Annotated in this window: 11 protein-coding genes and 2 pseudogenes; 9 read left to right on the top strand and 4 right to left on the bottom strand. The window is 63.8% G+C overall.

The window, feature by feature from the left end; all coding sequences use genetic code 11:
- Window positions 1–10: 10 nt before the first annotated feature.
- A complete protein-coding gene (locus WHZ77_RS24640; RefSeq protein ID WP_151642905.1) occupies window positions 11–460 on the bottom strand; it encodes a (2Fe-2S)-binding protein in 450 nt (149 codons plus the stop codon).
- Window positions 461–775: 315 nt separating this feature from the next.
- Between WHZ77_RS24640 and WHZ77_RS24635 the strand changes: the two genes are divergently transcribed.
- Window positions 776–2,395, top strand: coding sequence for a B12-binding domain-containing radical SAM protein (locus WHZ77_RS24635; RefSeq protein WP_375310322.1), 1,620 nt, complete (start codon window positions 776–778; stop codon window positions 2,393–2,395).
- A gap of 5 nt (window positions 2,396–2,400) precedes the next feature.
- On the opposite strand, the pseudogene WHZ77_RS24630 reads toward WHZ77_RS24635, so the two are convergent.
- A pseudogene (locus WHZ77_RS24630) lies at window positions 2,401–3,788 on the bottom strand (MFS transporter).
- 171 nt (window positions 3,789–3,959) lie between these two features.
- Here WHZ77_RS24630 and WHZ77_RS24625 point away from each other — a divergent pair.
- A complete protein-coding gene (locus WHZ77_RS24625) occupies window positions 3,960–5,021 on the top strand; it encodes an isocitrate/isopropylmalate dehydrogenase family protein (protein ID WP_375310321.1) in 1,062 nt (353 codons plus the stop codon).
- Between the two features lie 1,745 nt (window positions 5,022–6,766).
- Window positions 6,767–7,120 carry a UBP-type zinc finger domain-containing protein gene (locus WHZ77_RS24620; RefSeq protein WP_375310320.1) on the top strand — a complete coding sequence of 118 codons (354 nt, stop codon included), beginning with the start codon at window positions 6,767–6,769 and terminating at the stop codon, window positions 7,118–7,120.
- Window positions 7,121–7,452: 332 nt separating this feature from the next.
- On the opposite strand, the gene arr is transcribed toward WHZ77_RS24620, so the two are convergent.
- Entirely contained in the window at window positions 7,453–7,866 is a 414-nt protein-coding gene (gene arr, locus WHZ77_RS24615; protein ID WP_375310319.1) for an NAD(+)--rifampin ADP-ribosyltransferase, read from the bottom strand.
- A gap of 107 nt (window positions 7,867–7,973) precedes the next feature.
- Window positions 7,974–8,717 (bottom strand): SDR family NAD(P)-dependent oxidoreductase, encoded by a 744-nt coding sequence (locus WHZ77_RS24610; RefSeq protein WP_375314808.1) that lies wholly within the window; start codon window positions 8,715–8,717, stop codon window positions 7,974–7,976.
- A 155-nt stretch (window positions 8,718–8,872) separates the two neighbouring features.
- Between WHZ77_RS24610 and WHZ77_RS24605 the strand changes: the two genes are divergently transcribed.
- The 6 genes and pseudogenes from WHZ77_RS24605 (at window position 8,873) to WHZ77_RS24580 (ending at window position 16,432) form a co-directional block, all read left to right on the top strand.
- On the top strand, window positions 8,873–9,643 hold the full coding sequence (locus WHZ77_RS24605) for a methyltransferase domain-containing protein (RefSeq protein WP_375310318.1): 771 nt from the start codon (window positions 8,873–8,875) through the stop codon (window positions 9,641–9,643).
- A gap of 363 nt (window positions 9,644–10,006) precedes the next feature.
- Window positions 10,007–11,020: a DctP family TRAP transporter solute-binding subunit gene (locus tag WHZ77_RS24600; protein ID WP_375310317.1), complete on the top strand. Its 1,014-nt coding sequence runs from the start codon at window positions 10,007–10,009 to the stop codon at window positions 11,018–11,020.
- Between the two features lie 237 nt (window positions 11,021–11,257).
- Window positions 11,258–11,578: pseudogene (locus WHZ77_RS24595) on the top strand (TRAP transporter small permease); the annotation flags it as partial.
- Between the two features lie 288 nt (window positions 11,579–11,866).
- Window positions 11,867–13,153, top strand: coding sequence for a TRAP transporter large permease (locus tag WHZ77_RS24590; RefSeq protein ID WP_375314807.1), 1,287 nt, complete (start codon window positions 11,867–11,869; stop codon window positions 13,151–13,153).
- Between the two features lie 119 nt (window positions 13,154–13,272).
- On the top strand, window positions 13,273–14,430 hold the full coding sequence (locus tag WHZ77_RS24585) for a diguanylate cyclase domain-containing protein (RefSeq protein ID WP_375310316.1): 1,158 nt from the start codon (window positions 13,273–13,275) through the stop codon (window positions 14,428–14,430).
- Between the two features lie 70 nt (window positions 14,431–14,500).
- Window positions 14,501–16,432 carry an alkyl/aryl-sulfatase gene (locus tag WHZ77_RS24580; protein ID WP_375310315.1) on the top strand — a complete coding sequence of 644 codons (1,932 nt, stop codon included), beginning with the start codon at window positions 14,501–14,503 and terminating at the stop codon, window positions 16,430–16,432.
- Window positions 16,433–16,473: the final 41 nt, after the last annotated feature.

Genomic DNA, 16,473 nt, shown 5'->3' with positions numbered 1-16,473 from the left:
TGACGGCTCCTTATGCGCTGGCGATCGTGTGGATCGCTTCGCGCACCTGCTGGAAGGTGCCGCAGCGGCAGATATTGGTGATGGCCTCGTCGATGTCGGCGTCGGTCGGCTTCGGCTTCTCATTGAGGAGCGCCGCCACGGCCATGATCATGCCGCTCTGGCAATAGCCGCATTGCGGAACGTCCTTGGCGATCCAGGCTGCCTGCACCTTGTGCAGCGTGTCGCCGGACGCGAGCCCCTCGATCGTGGTGATCTTCTTGCCCTCGGCCTCGCCGACCGAAATGCCGCAGGAGCGGGTGGCGACGCCGTCCATGTGAACGGTGCAGGCGCCGCATTGTGCAATGCCGCAGCCATATTTGGTTCCGGTCAGGCCGGCATTCTCACGGATCGCCCAGAGCAGCGGCGTATCCGGCTCGACGTCGAGCGTGAAGGTTTTTCCGTTGATTGTTAGGTTTGCCATCGCAAGTCCCCTGATTGGCCCAATCCACCGAATGGACTCAGGGGCGCAATGTGTCCGGCATATTGGAACTGTTCAAATCAATAGTCCGCGGGGTGGCTATCGAAGATTCGCGTGGCTGAGGGAAGATTATGGGGATTGCGGTGTATGGCCTCGCCCGGGGCTCGAAGGGATGTGCGACCTCTCTCCGGGCGCCAATGCCCGGCTTGGGACGACGTCCGGGGTGTTCCGCTGCGTTGCGGCGACAGATTGTCCGGATTTGCCGGGGTGCAAGAACGAAACGCTTTGCTACACTGCAGCCGAGTCAGAAGGAGTTCCATGAACGTGGCGAGCCCTTGCAATGTGCTGATGCTCTATCCGCTGTTCACGGCGGAATCTTTCTGGAGCTTTGGCGAGTCCTGCAAATTGATGGGCGTGAAGCGCCCCGCCGCGCCCCTCGGCCTGATCACGGTCGCCGCGATGTTGCCCGAGGACTGGACTGTCCGGCTGATCGATTGCAACACGGCGTCCTTCGGTGAGGACGATCTCGCCTGGGCCGACGTCGTCTTCACCGGCGGGATGATGCCGCAGCAAGCCGACACGCTGCGCCTGATCGACCAGTGCCGCGCCGCGGGCAAGCCGGTGGTGGTCGGCGGCCCCGATCCCACCTCCAGCCCGCACGTCTACGAGAAGGCGGACTTCCGGGTGCTCGGCGAGGCCGAAAGCGTCATCGACGAATTCATCGCGGCCTGGGAGGGCGGTGCACGCGCCGGCGTTTTCATCGCGCCGAAGTTCCAGGCCGACGTCACCACGACGCCGGTGCCGCGGTTCGACCTGCTCAAATTCGAGGACTATCTCTATCTCGGTGTGCAGTATTCGCGCGGCTGCCCGTTCACCTGCGAGTTCTGCGACATCATCGAGCTCTACGGACGCGTGCCGCGCACCAAGACGAACGAGCAGACGCTGGCCGAGCTCGAGAGACTCTACCAGATGGGCTATCGCGGCCATCTCGACTTCGTCGACGACAATTTCATCGGCAACAAGAAGTCGCTGCGGCTGTTCCTACCGCAGCTGGCCGAATGGCAGCGTGCGCACGGCTACCCCTTCGAATTGTCGACTGAAGCCTCGGTCAATCTCGCCGACGATCCAGAATTGCTCGACCTGATGGGGGCCGCCAATTTCTTCGCTGTCTTCGTCGGTATCGAAAGTCCGGATCCCGCAACCTTGGTCTCGATGCGGAAGAAGCAGAACACACGGCGCAATATCGCCGAGAGCATCCACAAGATCTACGCCGCCGGAATGCTGGTCACCGCGGGTTTCATCGTCGGCTTCGACAACGAGAAGTTCTCTATGGCCGATGCCATGATCGACTTCATCGAGGAGGCCGCGATCCCGGTCGCGATGGTCGGCCTGCTCTATGCGTTGCCGAACACGCAGCTCACGCGGCGTCTCGCCAAGGAAGGCCGGCTGCACGCGGGCCACGATATTGCCCCGGCCACGGGCGGCGATCAGTGCACCGGCGGTATCAATTTCGATCCGGTCCGGCCGTTGCGCGATATCCTGACCGACTACAAGACGGTGCTGGAGCGTATCTACAGCCCCGCGGCCTATGCCGGCCGTGTCGATAAGTTGATGACGCTGCTCGATCGCTCCAGGCAGCGCGACGAGCTCGTCGAGGGTGATATTCGCTCCAAGATCGGCGCGATGGAGACCGTGCACCGCGTGGTCACCGCGCTTCCCGAGGCGCGCGGGCCGCTGTGGCAAACCTTCATGAACTGCGCCAAGCGCGACACGTCATCGGCGCGCATCGCGGTGCAGATGATCGCGGCCTATGCGCATCTCGGGCCGTTCTCGCGCAAGGTCATCGAGGCCATCGACGTGCGTTTGGCCGAGTTGGACGATCAGACCGTGATCCCGGCGGCGACGATCGACGTGGCGGCGGCCCGGCATCTGGCCTGAGAGCCTTACTTCACGGCCAGCCGTAGGAAGCTCATCACGCTGCCGAGCGCGGCAAAGCCGGCGCCGAGCGCGAGCGCCACTGTTGCACCCTCGTGGCCGGCGAGGCCGAAGCATGCCGCTGCGAGTGCCGCGCCCGTCGTCTGTCCCGTCAGGCGCGCGGTGGCGACGATGCCGGAAGCGCTGCCGCTGCGGTGGGGCGGTGCGCTCGACATCACCGCCTTCATGTTGGCGCCTGGAAGAAGCCGAACCCCATGCCGCAGATCACCATCCGCCAGATGATGTCGGGGATGGTCGGATTGGCCGGAAGCATCGCGAGCAGCGCCATGCCGAGGCCGAGCAGCACGAGGCCGATGCCACCGAGCAGGCCGACGGCATAGCGGTCCGAGAGGCGCCCGGCGATCGGCGCCATGATGCCGACCACCAGCGGCCACGGCGTCATGAAGAATCCTGTCTCGACCTGCGAGCGGCCCAGCACGTCCTCGAAATAGAACGGCAGCGAGACGAAGGCGAGGCCTTGAACCGCGAAGGAGCACACCGCGGTCGCCGCCGACAGTGCGAACATCGGCCGGCTGAACAAATCGATCGGAAGCATCGGCGCGGGATGGTCGGCATGGCGGCGCGTCAGGATGAAGCCGAGCACGAGAGCCGCGACCAGCTCGATGCCCACGATAACAGGCGACAGATTGTGCGCGGCGCTGCCGATGCCGGTGATGAACAGGCCGAGGCAGGCCGACGCCAGCAGCGCGCCGAGAAAATCGAAGCCGTGATCGGCGCGCGGCGTCTTCGGCAGCATCGCAAAGCCGATGCCGGTGGCGACGAGGCCGAACGGGATGTTGACGGCGAACAGCCACGGCCACGGGCCGAGCGCGAGAATGGCCGAAGCGACCGAAGGCCCGAAGGTGAACGCGGTCGCGACCACCAGCGCGTTGTGGCCGAAGCCGCGGCCGAGCATCCGTCCGGGATAGACGAAGCGCACCAGCGCCGTGTTGACGCTCATGATGCCGCTGGCCCCCAGGCCCTGCAGCGTGCGTGCGACCAGCAGGCTGTCGAGCGACCATGCCACCGCGCAGAACAGCGAGGCGATGGTGAACAGGATCAGGCCGCCGAGATAGATGCGCTGGTGCCCGACGATCTCGCCGAGCGCGCCGAGCGGCAGCAGCGTCGCCACCAGTGCGATCTGGTAGACGTTGACCACCCAGACCGACTGCTCCGGGCTGACATGCAGGTCGGCGGCAATGGCGGGCAGGGCGATGTTGGCGATCGCGGTGTCGAGCGAGGCCATCGCCAGCGCGGTGAAGATGGCCGCGATCGCCCAGCGTCGCTGCGCGGGCGGCAGGCCATCGGCAACGGTGTGGTCGAGCTCGCGCGCGGCGGCAGGTAACGTGATTGTCATTGCGTTCGCGCATTGCTCCGGCGGCGTGGCGATAGCGGGCTTTGGCATGTACTACGGCGGGGCCTGCTTCCACAGGCATATGCTTGCATGCTGTGTATGCGCGAAGGTCGGGCGATGCGGCCCGGTGCTGACGTATGATCGCGCCAGCTGCTGCAATTTTGGGGAAACGCCATGCAACTCGTCGTTCTGCCCGGTGACGGCATTGGACCAGAGATCACGACCGCGACATCGGGCGTGCTGCGCGCGGCCTCCGAGCGCTTCCAGCTCAATCTGCGGCTGGAGGAGCACGCGGTCGGCCATGCGAGCCTCGAGCAATTCGGCACGACCGTGCGCCCCGAGCTGCTCGACATCGTCCGCGCCGCCGACGGCCTGATCCTCGGGCCGACCGCGACCTTCGACTTCAAGGACGAGGCGCATGGCGAGATCAATCCGTCCAGGCATTTCCGCAAGAGCCTCGACCTCTACGCCAATGTCAGGCCCGCGCGCACCTATGCCGGGAGGCCCGGCCGGCTCGGCGACTTCGACCTCGTCGTGGTGCGCGAGAACACGGAAGGCTTCTATGCCGACCGCAACATGGAGCAGGGCAATGGCGAGATGCTGGTCACGCCTGACGTGGTGATCTCGCTGCGCCGGATCACGCGGCTGTGCTGCGAGCGCATCGCGCATGCCGCCTGCCGTCTGGCGATGAAGCGGCGCAAGCATCTCACCATCGTGCACAAGGCCAATGTGCTCAAAATCGGCGACGGCATGTTCCTCGACATCTGCCGCGCCGTGGCCAAGGACTATCCCGGCCTCGCGGTCGACGACATCCTCGTCGATGCCATGATGGCGCATGTAGTGCGCAGCCCCGATCGGTTCGACGTCATCGTCGCCACCAACATGTTCGGCGACATCCTGTCCGATCTCACCGCGGAGCTGTCAGGCAGCCTCGGCCTCGGCGGCTCGCTCAATGTCGGCGACCGCCACGCGATGGCGCAGGCCGCGCACGGCTCGGCGCCCGACATTGCCGGCCAGGACGTCGCCAATCCGGTCTCGCTGATCCTGTCGACGGCGCTGCTGCTGGCTTGGCATGGCGAGACAAGCGGCGCGGTGCGCTACGAGGAGGCCGCGCGTGCGATCGAGGCGGCAGTGGCGAGGGCGATCGGCGAGGGCAGGGCGACGCGCGATGTCGGGGGGAAGCTCGGCACGATCGCGGCGGGGGCGGCGATTGCGGAGATCTTGCAGGCGGAGTGAGCGGGCTCTACCGGTCCTTCTGCCTTTTTTCTTGGGGCTCAAAACAAAAAAGTCGAAAACAACCCCATGCACAGTAGAAGGCCCCTTGATCGACAAGGGGTTTTCGAGCCGCGCCGCGACGGCGTGCGTGACCGTGATCACGTTGACCCGTCGGGCAAAACACTGGCATGATGCTATCGTAGCGACAACCCGCAAGCAGCGTGCCAAGAACCGTTCTGACCTTCTTGCGCGGCGACCGACAGAGAATGGGTGGCAGAGAAAACCCGCGGTTAGCGTCCTTCAATCAGATCTGCTGCCAAACTTCGCAACTCTGCGGGCGTGCTCCCATAGCTCGACGTCACTAAAATCCGTCAGCTGCTCAGCGCGTCGCTTTGCGGCGTCATCGTCGACGCACTCAAGGTCGACGGCTTTAATGTGGTGGCGGTCTCGGGAGATAAGGTAGGCCTTATAGTGTGACATAGCCGATGCTCCATGATCAGGCGGGAGCATGCAGCACTCTCTGTCACCGATAACAGCCAACAACGGACGGTGATGAGGTCAATGTGCTCCGACTTTGTGTTCAGAACGCGACCCAGCACTCTTATACCACAACAAGTCCGCAATGGCGGCCGACCTCGGCCTTCCGAACTTCGTGCTTGAGAACCTAGGCCGAGTCGTGCGGAGCGTGGCATAACGCTGGATCAGGGCGGCCCGATTAGACGCTTGGCCAGTCGTGAGGTCTCTCGTCCTTGGTTCTTTCCTCGGCCAGGAGTCGTAACAGCGTTTGGTGCCGCGCTTCGTCGCGTGACGGGTCACCTTCACTAACGGCGATCAGCTTCTCATAACGTCTGATGTTTTCGTGGTTTATGTAGCTCTGCATTTGCGCCCTCCGACGGCTGAGTAGCGTGGTGCGCTGAGGCGAATACTAGCTACCCATTGCGCACGCGGTGCAAGGCCTATTGTTGGGCGAGGCGAGAATGCCTCAACGGCGCTGTCCCTTGATGGGCGAATACCCTTGATCCGGCCTTTCGGCCTTTCGACCGCCGAACTCCCCAACATGGCCAAAGGGCACATCGCCGCTTGATGATTGCGGCCTGGCTAGAACGGGTACCACGTCCGGAGTCGGCCCCCTGCCGACTCCTCCGGGCGAGCTGGCGCTGTCCGCTCCGGAGACCGGAGGGCCGTAGAGCATGAGAGACAATTCGATTTATGCCGTTTTCGAGCAAGCTAAGTCGTTGATTTGACTCACATCGAAATCGCAGAAGTCGAAAGATTCACATCCTCGTAGGATGGGTGGAGCATTTGCGAAACCCATCACGTTTCACGGTGGATGCTGTCGATGGGTTTCGCTGCGCTCGACCCATCCTACGCGCTATCGTGGCGCGGATCGCGAAACGTCCAGTATGTAGAGTGGGCAAAGCGAAGCGTACCCACCATTCGCAGTGAGAGGATGATAAAATGGTGGGCATGGCGCGCAAGGAGCGCGCCTTTGCCCACCCTACGGCACTGCATCTGGGTCGCGATTGTTGGGGATTGGAATGTGCCGATTCTTCGTCGCGAAGCGATGCCGCTTGTCACGCCTTCGCATCGCAGCCGCAACTTTGTGTGAACGCGCCCCGCAATTGCCCTTCAAGAGGTTCCGTGCTGTCGCGGCGTTGACCCGTCGGGCAAAACACTGGCAAAATGCCATCATGGCGGGGATCGGGGACGAGATCGCGGCGTGAATACATCTGTCTTGACCGCGAGCACTTCCAGTGAGTTGACCTATGACGTCTGAGAGGGATGGCATCAACCTCGCAGCCAAGCCAACCGGAACGGGTTGTGTGGAATGCTCGGCTGCGGGCGGCTGGTGGTTTCATCTTCGCAGATGTGCCGAATGCGGTCACATCGGCTGCTGTGATACGTCACCAAATCAGCACGCATCGAAACACAACGCGGCGACAGGCCATCCCATCATCACGAGCTTCGAGCCGGGCGAACGATGGTTCTACGACTATCGCACGGGAGAGGCTTTCGCCGGCCCAAAGCTTCAAGGCCCTCACGCGCATCCGTTGGACCAGCCGGTGCCCGGACCGGCCGGGGCGGTGCCTCCGGACTGGCAAACGCTGCTCCATGAATAGGCTGTAGCTCCTTGGCTCCTCGCCCCGCGATCTTGCGATGAGCGAAAACTCACTATGCCATAATGGCTCGGACTGGTCTCCACGTCTCGGGGCTATAGCCGTCGAGCTTGCGCGCGACCAATCATGGACCAGTCGCAAAGCTCATTCATGGTCCTTGGATGCATGCCGCGATGGGTTTTCGTTGATGATCAGGGTTCGTATTCGTGGACAGCAGCAGGATTCAAAGCCGCTGCAGTACAAATCAGCCCCGCTCTACAGCAGCCTCACCCTCGATGGGTTTCGCGGCGCTCGACCGATTCTCCGGGCTACCGCACAATCTTTCGGATCATGCCTTAGTCGATAATGTTGTTACCCTCCGCTTTCAGGCGGGCAACATTGTCCCTCATCTGTTGCAGCCTCTCAGGCGCGTGGCCTTGCCACTGCGTCACTTCGGCGATGACCCGCAATGGATCACGGGAGCGATATGACAGCGTCGGATTACCGGGAAGCTTCTTATCCGTCACGTTCGGATCGTCCATGATCGGTCCGGTCGGCTCCACGACGTAAATTCGTCCGCGTGCGGTGCCTGTGGCCAGTTCTGCGCCCCAGATCGCCGCATCCAGTGTGGCCGCGAAATAAACCCAGGACAGCGGCTTCACGTCGGTGAAGTTGGATTGATAGCCAACGATGATCAGATCGCCGGGTTTCAAATAGGCACGTGTGCCGTGGAAGAAGGATTGCGCGAACGTGTTTGCGGCAGATGGCATAAGATCCTGCGAATGCGGAGGCAGCCCCTCACCCCAACCCTCTCCCCGCTAGAACGCGTAAGAACGGGGCGAGGGGGGCGCAACGAGCGCGTGGCGTGAGCGAAGATCTAGAACTGATACCGCCTCAACCCCCCGTCCACCGGGATCACCGTCCCCGTAATGTACCGCGCCACCGGGGACGCCAGAAACACCGCGAGCGCCGCCAGATCCTCCGGCTCGCCCCAATAGCCGACCGGGATCTCCTCTTCCGCAAAACGCTCGCGATAGTCCGGCGGATAGTTGCGGCGGATCTGCTCGCTCATGATGCGGCCGGGCGGGATGCAGTTAATGGTGATGCCGTGCTCGCCGATCTCGCGCGACAGGCCCTTGGCCCAGGCGTGCACGGCGGCCTTGGCGGCGAAGGCGGCGTTGAGGCCTTCCGGCTCGGACTTGCCGGTGATGTTGACGATGCGGCCCCATTTGCGTTCGATCATCTGCGGCAGCAGCGCATGCGCGATGCGGCGGTAGCTGGTGAAGTTCAGCGCAATCGCCTCGTCCCATTGACTGTCGGGCGCGTCGACCGGCAGCGGGCGGCTGCCGCCGGCATTGTTGACGAGGATGTCGACATGGCCGAGCTGCTTGACCGCGAAGGCCGCGATGTTCTCCGCGGCGTCCTTGGCCATCACGTCCTGCTCGAACGGCGTGATCAAGCCGCCTCCAACCTCCTTCGCCAGCTCGGCAAGCAGATCAGTCCGCCGCGCCACGCCGACGACCCGCACGCCTTCGGCGGCCAGGCCCTTGGCGATGGCACGACCGATGCCGATGCTCGCGCCTGTCACGACGGCGGTTTTCGATTTGAGCCCGAGGTCCATGGTCACACGCTTTCTTGTTTTGGTTTTTTGATTCTGGTGTTCGTTTGCTGTTCGTTTCCTGCCTGTCCGGGGTGCGGCGATTTGCCCGACCGGGACGAGCAGTGGTAACCAAGAGCTCTCGCGAAGGAAACACGAAAAAGAAAAGGCGCTGAACGATGGTCTGGGATCCGCAGCAATATCTGAAGTTCTCCGGCCACCGGCTCCGGCCCGCTGTCGACCTGCTGATGCGGATTCCGGATTTCGGCCCGCGCACGATCGCCGACCTCGGCGCCGGCGCCGGCAATGTCACCAGGCTGATCAAGGAACGCTGGCCGGATGCGACCGTCACCGGTGTCGAGGGCTCGGCCGAGATGGTTGCCGCCGGCCGCAAGGCGGCGCCAGACGTGGAATGGTCACATGAAGACCTCGGCCATTGGCGTCCCGCACAGCAATACGACGTCGTCTATTCCAATGCCGCACTGCACTGGCTGCCCAATCATGCGGCATTGTTTCCGTCGGTGATGGAGACGGTGACGCCGGGCGGCGTGCTCGCGGTGCAGATGCCGCGCAACTTCCTTGCGCCCTCGCATGTGCTGATCGGCGAGACCGCGCTGAACGGTCCCTGGCGGTCCAAGGTCGAACATCTCGTCACCCCGCCGCCGGTCGAGGGGCCGGCCTTCTATCACGACCTTCTTGCGCCGCTCTCGCAGCACGTCGACATCTGGGAGACCGAGTATCTCCAGGTGCTCGAAGGCGAGAACCCCGTGAAGGAATGGACCAAGGGGACCTGGCTGACGCGCTATCTCGACATCCTGCAGGGCGAGGAAAAGGCCGCCTTCGAGGCCGCCTATGGGATGCGCGTTGCAAAGGCCTATCCGAAGAATGAAGCGGGGCAGACGCTGTTCCCGTTCCGGCGCCTGTTCATGGTTGCCCAGCGCAGGGGCTGATCGCGCTGCCTCTTGGGCCAGCCTGAGCGCGCGCCTCATCCTTCGAGACGCCCGCCGCTGGCGGGCTCCTCAGGATGAGGCTGATCGGCATCGAAGCCCGCTGAAACTGCTGCGCCGCACTCTGCCCTCATCCTGAGGAGCCCGCGAAGCGGGCGTCTCGAAGGATGGCTGCAGGATAGCTGCTTCAATGCGATCGCCTGTCGGGATGACAGCGGCGAGCGGCTTGCGCATTTGGTCACCGTCAAGATAGCTTGCCTGCGGCAAATTGGGCTTAGGTCTAGTTGTTCGGGTGGTGGATTGCTGCCACTACTGACGGCGTAAAACAAAAAGACCCGGTTTCAGGGGTTATTGGGGAGGTCCTTCATGCGCAAGCTGCTTCTCGCGGTCGCTGCGGCCGCGTTCGCTCTCGTCCCTGCCTTGCTTCCTGATCTGGCCCAGGCTCAGAGCCCGATCGTCATCAAGTTCAGCCACGTCGTCGCCAACGACACCCCGAAGGGCAAGGGCGCGCTGAAGTTCAAGGAACTCGCCGAGAAGTACACCGACGGCAAGGTCAAGGTCGAAGTCTATCCGAACTCCTCGCTCTACAAGGACAAGGAGGAGATCGAGGCGCTCCAGCTCGGCTCGGTGCAGATGCTGGCGCCTTCGACCGCGAAGTTCGCGCCGCTCGGGATCAAGGAATTCGAGGCGCTCGACCTGCCCTGGCTGTTCAAGGACGACGCGACCTATTCCAGCGCGATGAAGGGCACGATCGGCAAGTGGCTGTTCCAGAAGCTGGAGGCCAAGGGCATCACCGGTCTCGGCTATTGGGACAACGGCTTCCACATGGTGTCGTCGAACCGTCCGCTGACGAAGCCGGAGGACTTCAAGGGCCTGAAATTCCGCATCTCCGGATCGAAGATCGCCGACCAGTATTTCCGCCTGATGGGCTCGATCCCGCAGATCATGGCGTTCTCGGAAGTCTACCAGGCGCTGCAGACCGGCGTGGTCGACGGCTGCGAGAACACCGCGTCCAACTATCTGACGCAGAAGTTCTACGAGGTGCAGAAGGACATCACCGTGTCCTATCACGCGCATCTGCAATACGCCGTCATCGTCAACTCGAAATTCTGGTCCGGCCTGCCGCCCGACATTCGTGCCCAGCTCGAGAAGGCGATGAACGAGGCGACCGACTACACCAACCTGATCGCGCACCAGGAGAACGAGGACGCGCTGGCCGAGATCAAGAAGGCGGGCAAGACCAAGCTGCATTATCTGACTGACGCCGATCGCAAAGCGTGGCAGGAGGCGATGCGGCCGACTTATACATGGGCGAAGGGCCGGGTCGGGCAGGAAGTGCTCGATCTCGTCGCCAAGGAACTCGACGTCAAGATGAACTGACGCGTTTTCCGGGGAGAACAATACGAACGGTCGGGAGTGTGTGCACTCCCGACCGTTTCGCATCGATGGGGGGACTTTGACTTGCTTCGCGTGCTGAACCGTGGGCTCGAACATCTCGAAGAGTGGCTGATCGCGACGCTCATCGCGGCTGCCACTGGCCTGATCTTCATCGCCGTGGTGCACCGTTACGGTGCGGGCGAATCGATCGTCCTCTCCAGATGGGCGGCCGCGCACGGGATGACCTGGCTCGCGACGCTGTCGATGGCCGTGTTCAAGTTCCTGTCCGAGCTCGACATGTCCTGGGCGCAGGAACTCTGCATCTACATGTTCATCTGGATGGCGAAGTTCGGCGCCGCCTATGGCGTGCGCACCGGCATCCATGTCGGTGTCGACCTGCTCGTCAACCGGTTGCCCGAACATTCGCGCAAGCACGTGATCCTGTTCTCGCTGCTCTGCGGCGCGCTGTTCACCGGCATGATCGCCGCCTTCGGCGCCTCCTTCGTGCGCGAGATGTTCCATACCGGCCAGCAGTCCAACGACCTGGAAGCGCCGATGTGGTTCATCTATCTGGCGATCCCGCTCGGCTCCGGCCTGATGTGCTTCCGCTTCCTCCAGGTCTCGTGGTCCTACTACTGGACTGGCCATTTGCCGCATCATGACGAGGCGCATGTCGAGGGTGTCGAGGTCGATGGCTCACCTGCGCTGCATCCGCAGCCCGCCGGCGCCGCAACCAGGGCCGCCGCGCGAAAGGTTTCGCCGCTGGGTGTCATCCTGATCATGGCGCCGATCCTGATCTTCGCCATGTGCCTGGCCGAGAAGTTCGGCGTGCTTGCGCTCCCGCAGTGGATGCGCGCCGCGACGGTGTTCGCGCTGCTGATCGCGCTGATGCTCACCGGCATCCCGGTCTCGATCGCGCTCGGCCTCACCGTGATGACGTTCCTGTTCACGCTGACCACGGTGCCGATCGAAGCGGTCTCGATGAAGCTCTTCACGGGCATCGAGGGTTTTGAGATCATGGCGATCCCGTTCTTCATCCTCGCCGGCAATTTCCTCACCCATGGCGGCGTCGCGCGGCGCATGATCAATTTCGCGACCTCGCTGATCGGTCACTGGCATGGCGGCCTCGGCCTTGCCGGCATCGTCGCCTGCGCGATGTTCGCGCTGGTCTGCGGCTCGAGCGTCGCGACCGTGGCCGCGATCGGCGCCATCGTGCTGCCGGAGATGGTGCGGCACGGCTACCCCATGCACTTCGGCGCAGGCATCATCACGGTGGCCGGCTCGCTCGGCATCCTGATGCTGCCGTCGATCCCGAAGATCGTCTACGCGGTTTCCACCAACACCTCGATCGGCGCGCTGTTCGTTGCGGGCCTGTTGCCCGGCATCCTGCTGACGACGATGCTCTGCATCGTCACCTGGTGGCTCGCGCGCAATCGGAACTATCCGCGGTTGCCGAAGGCGAGCTGGGGCGAGACCGTTCGCACCTTCCGCGAGAGCATCTGGGGCCTGATGCTGGTCGTCATCATCATCGGCGGCATCTACAGCGGCCTGTTCACCGCCACCGAGGCGGCGGCGATGGCCGCGGTCTACTCCTTCGTCATCGCCGTGTTCGTCTACAAGGCAATCAAGATCGTGGACGTGCCGCGCGTGCTGCTGCGTGCCGCCAACACCAGCGCGATGCTGCTCTACATCGTGACCAACGCGGTGCTGTTCTCCTTCGTGCTCTCCAACGAGAACCTGCCGTCGACCCTGGCGGACTGGATCGCGGCGCAGAATCTCGGCTGGGTCGGCTTCCTGCTGGTGGTCAACGTTCTGCTGCTGCTCGCCGGCAACTTCATGGAGCCGAACTCGATCATCCTGATCATGGCGCCGATCCTGGCGCCGGCGGCCAAGAAGCTCGGCATCGACCTCGTGCATTTCGGCATCGTGATGGACGTCAACATGGAGGTCGGCCTCTGCCATCCGCCTGTCGGCCTCAACCTCTATGTCGCCTCCATGATAGCGCGAATGCGAATCACGGAGCTCGCTGTGGCGGTGATGCCATGGCTCCTCACCATGCTCGGTTTTCTCGTCATCGTGACCTACTGGCCCGATCTGACGCTGTGGCTGCCGCGGGTGCTGGGAATGCACCAGTGAGGGCGGCCGGACGGCACATGGCTAACGCGCGGTAAACCCGCGCGCTCAAATGCCGGTGTGGTGCGTTGCACGCATTTTTACGGATATGCGGTAGGACCATGCCAGCGGATGGGGCTGGCATGTTGTTCAATAGAATGGAGACCGGACGGGCGTCGATTTCCGACGCCGTCTATATGGAGGTCATCACGGGCCTTCACGGCACGACGATGCCCACCATTCTCGCGGCTGCCTGCCAGGCGATGGTCGGCGCCATCATGACCTACGAGACCGGCGACACCGCGACGGCGGTGTTGACCGTTGCCGGGATCGTGGTGGCCATTGTCCGCCTGTTCGAGATTGTCGCATTCCGTCGTCGCCTCGCGCGTCCGCCGCAGCTCGGCCGGGCCGAAGCCGCGCGCTGGGAGCGGCGCTACATTGCCGGCACGGTCGCGACGGCCCTGGTGCTTGGCGTGTTTGCCGCGCGCAGCATCGTGCTGGGCGACGCGCTGTGTTCCGTGATGGCGATCGGCATCGGCTTCGGTTTTGGCGCCGGTGTGGTGGCGCGGCTGGCGCTGCGTCCCGTCGCGGCGCTGCTCGATCTCGTCGCGATCGCAGCGCCAGCCGCGATCGTGACGTTCATGCAGCCCGACCTCCGCCATGTCGGGCTCGGGCTCCTCATCCTGATGTATGTGGCCGCGAGCTTCGAGATGGTGCGGCTGAGCTTCAACGCCTCGATCAACCAGATTACGCTCAAGCGGCAATTCGAGCAGCTGTCGCGTATCGACCCGATGACCGGCGTGTCCAATCGTTCGGTGCTGGCCGCGGACTTGCCGCCGATGCTGACGGCCGGGATGGTTGCCGTTCATACGCTCGATCTCGACCGCTTCAAGGAGGCCAATGACCGCTTCGGCCATCCCGTCGGCGACGCGCTGCTGAGGCAGGTCGCCGGGCGGCTCAAGGCGCTGGCCGCGCGTGACGATCTCGTGGTCCGGATGGGCGGTGACGAGTTCATCCTGGTGCAGCGCGCGGCGGCCGATGCGGAATCGATGGCACGGCGGATCGTGCAAGCGATCGGCGCGGCCTACAATGTCGACGGACAGGTGATCACGCTCGGCGTCAGCGTCGGCGTTGCCGTCGCGCCGGAGGATGGGCGCACCGCGGAGGCGCTGTTGTCGCGCTCCGACCGGGCGATGTACCGCGCCAAGCAGGACGGCGGCGGCTACGTGCTGGCGCGAGAGCTGCGAATGGCAGGCACGACCGCATCTGACCAGCCGGTTGCCGCAGGGGTGGCCGCGTAAGGACCTGTTGGAACCGCAATCGAGATGCGGTTAGATGCCTCCCTAAGCAAGACGAGCCGGGGAGGGCCTTATGAGCAGCATCGATGCCGACACGCCGAAGGACGCAACGCCGTCCGTCATCGCGCAGCAAGCGGCGATGCTGAATGCGCTGCCGTTTTCCGACACGCGGGATTTCGATGATGCCGCGCGTGGCTTCCTCGGCACGATCGAGAACGCGGAGATCACCAACCCGCAGGGGCGGACGGTCTGGAGCCTGAAGCCCTACGGCTTCCTGTCCACTGAAGAGGCGCCGCCGACGGTCAATCCGAGCCTGTGGCGGCAGTCGCGGCTCAACATGCAGCACGGGCTGTTCGAGGTCGTGCCCGGCGTCTACCAGGTGCGCGGGCTCGACATCGCCAACATGACGCTGATCGAGGGCGACAGCGGCGTCATCGTCGTGGACACCCTGACCTCGATCGAGGGGGCGCGTGCCGCGCTCGACCTCTATTTCAGGCACCGGGGCCTGCGGCCGGTTGCAGCCGTGATCTTCACCCATACCCACACCGACCATTGGGGCGGTGCGCGCGGCGTGCTGGAGGAGGATGCGCTCGCCACCGGGCGCGTGCCGATCATCGCGCCGAACCTGTTCATGGAGCACGCGGTGTCCGAGAACATCATCGCGGGACCGGCGATGCTGCGCCGAGCGCAATACCAATTCGGCCCGTTCCTGGCAAAGGGAGCGCGAGGGCAGGTCGATTGCGGCCTCGGCAAGTCGATGGCAGCGGGCTCGGTCGCGCTGCTGCGACCGACCGACCTGATCATGGCGACCGGCGACCGGCGCGTGATCGACGGCGTTGAGTTCGAATTCCAGATGGCGCCGAACAGCGAAGCCCCGGCGGAGATGCATTTCTTCATCCCGCGCTACAAGCTGCTGAACCTCGCCGAGAATTGCACCCACAATTTCCACAATCTGCTGCCGTTCCGCGGCGCCGACGTGCGCGATGCGCTGGCCTGGTCGAAGTACCTCAACGAGGCCCTACAGCTCTGGGACGGCAAGGCGGAGGCGATGTGCGGCCAGCATCACTGGCCGGTGTGGGGACGCGAGCGCATCGGCACCATGATCCGGCAGCAGCGCGACCTCTACAAGTTCGCGCATGACCAGACCATCCGCCTGATGAACCACGGCCTCACCGCCACCGAGATCGCCGAGACGATCCGGCTGCCGAAGAGCCTGGAGGGCGCCTGGCATGGCCGCGGCTATTACGGCCACATCCGCCATAATGTGAAGGCGATCTACCAGAAATATCTCGGATGGTACGACGCCAATCCGGTCAATCTCGATCCGCTGCCGCCGGCCGAGTCGGGCAGGAAATATGTCGAGTACATGGGCGGCGCCGACGCCATTCTCGCGCGGGCGCGTGCCGACTTCGACAAGGGCGAGTTTCGTTTCGTCGCCCAGGCGCTCGGTCATCTCGTTTTCGCCGAGCCGGACAATGCGGCAGCGCGTGCGTTGCTCGCCGACACGCTGGAGCAGCTCGGCTATGCCGCCGAGAGCGCGACCTGGCGCAATGCCTATCTATTCGGCGCGCAGGAACTTCGTCAGGGCATGCCGAAGACGCCGCAGCGTCCGCCGATGCCGCGCGAGACGCTGGCTGCACTGCGCACTTCACAGCTCTGGGACGTGCTTGGCATCCGCCTCAACGGCCCGAAGGCGGAAGGAAAGCACATCGTGCTGAACTGGAGCTTTTCGGATACGGGCGAGACGTTCGTGCTCAATCTGGAGAATTGCGCGCTGACCTACACCGAAGGCGTGCAAATGGAGGGCGCCGATGCCAGCTTCACGCTCGCGCGCGCGACACTCGATGAGGTGATCGCGAAGCTGACGAGTTTTCCGGAGGCGGTGGCTGCCGGCAAGGTCAAGCTCGCGGGAAACCCGATGAAGCTGGCGGAGCTGATGGGCCTGTTGGACGAGTTCCCGCGGATGTTCGAGATCGTGGAACCGAAGCGGGCGGTGGTGGTGTAGGGCGACGCTGCCGCAACATGCTCGGTGTCGTCCCGGCGAAG

It is taken from the genome of Bradyrhizobium sp. A5 (genome assembly GCF_042076515.1).
In the GTDB taxonomy this organism is placed as follows: domain Bacteria; phylum Pseudomonadota; class Alphaproteobacteria; order Rhizobiales; family Xanthobacteraceae; genus Bradyrhizobium; species Bradyrhizobium cosmicum.
Note: the sequence above shows the minus strand (reverse complement) of the source record. Positions and strands in the feature narration are given on the sequence as shown.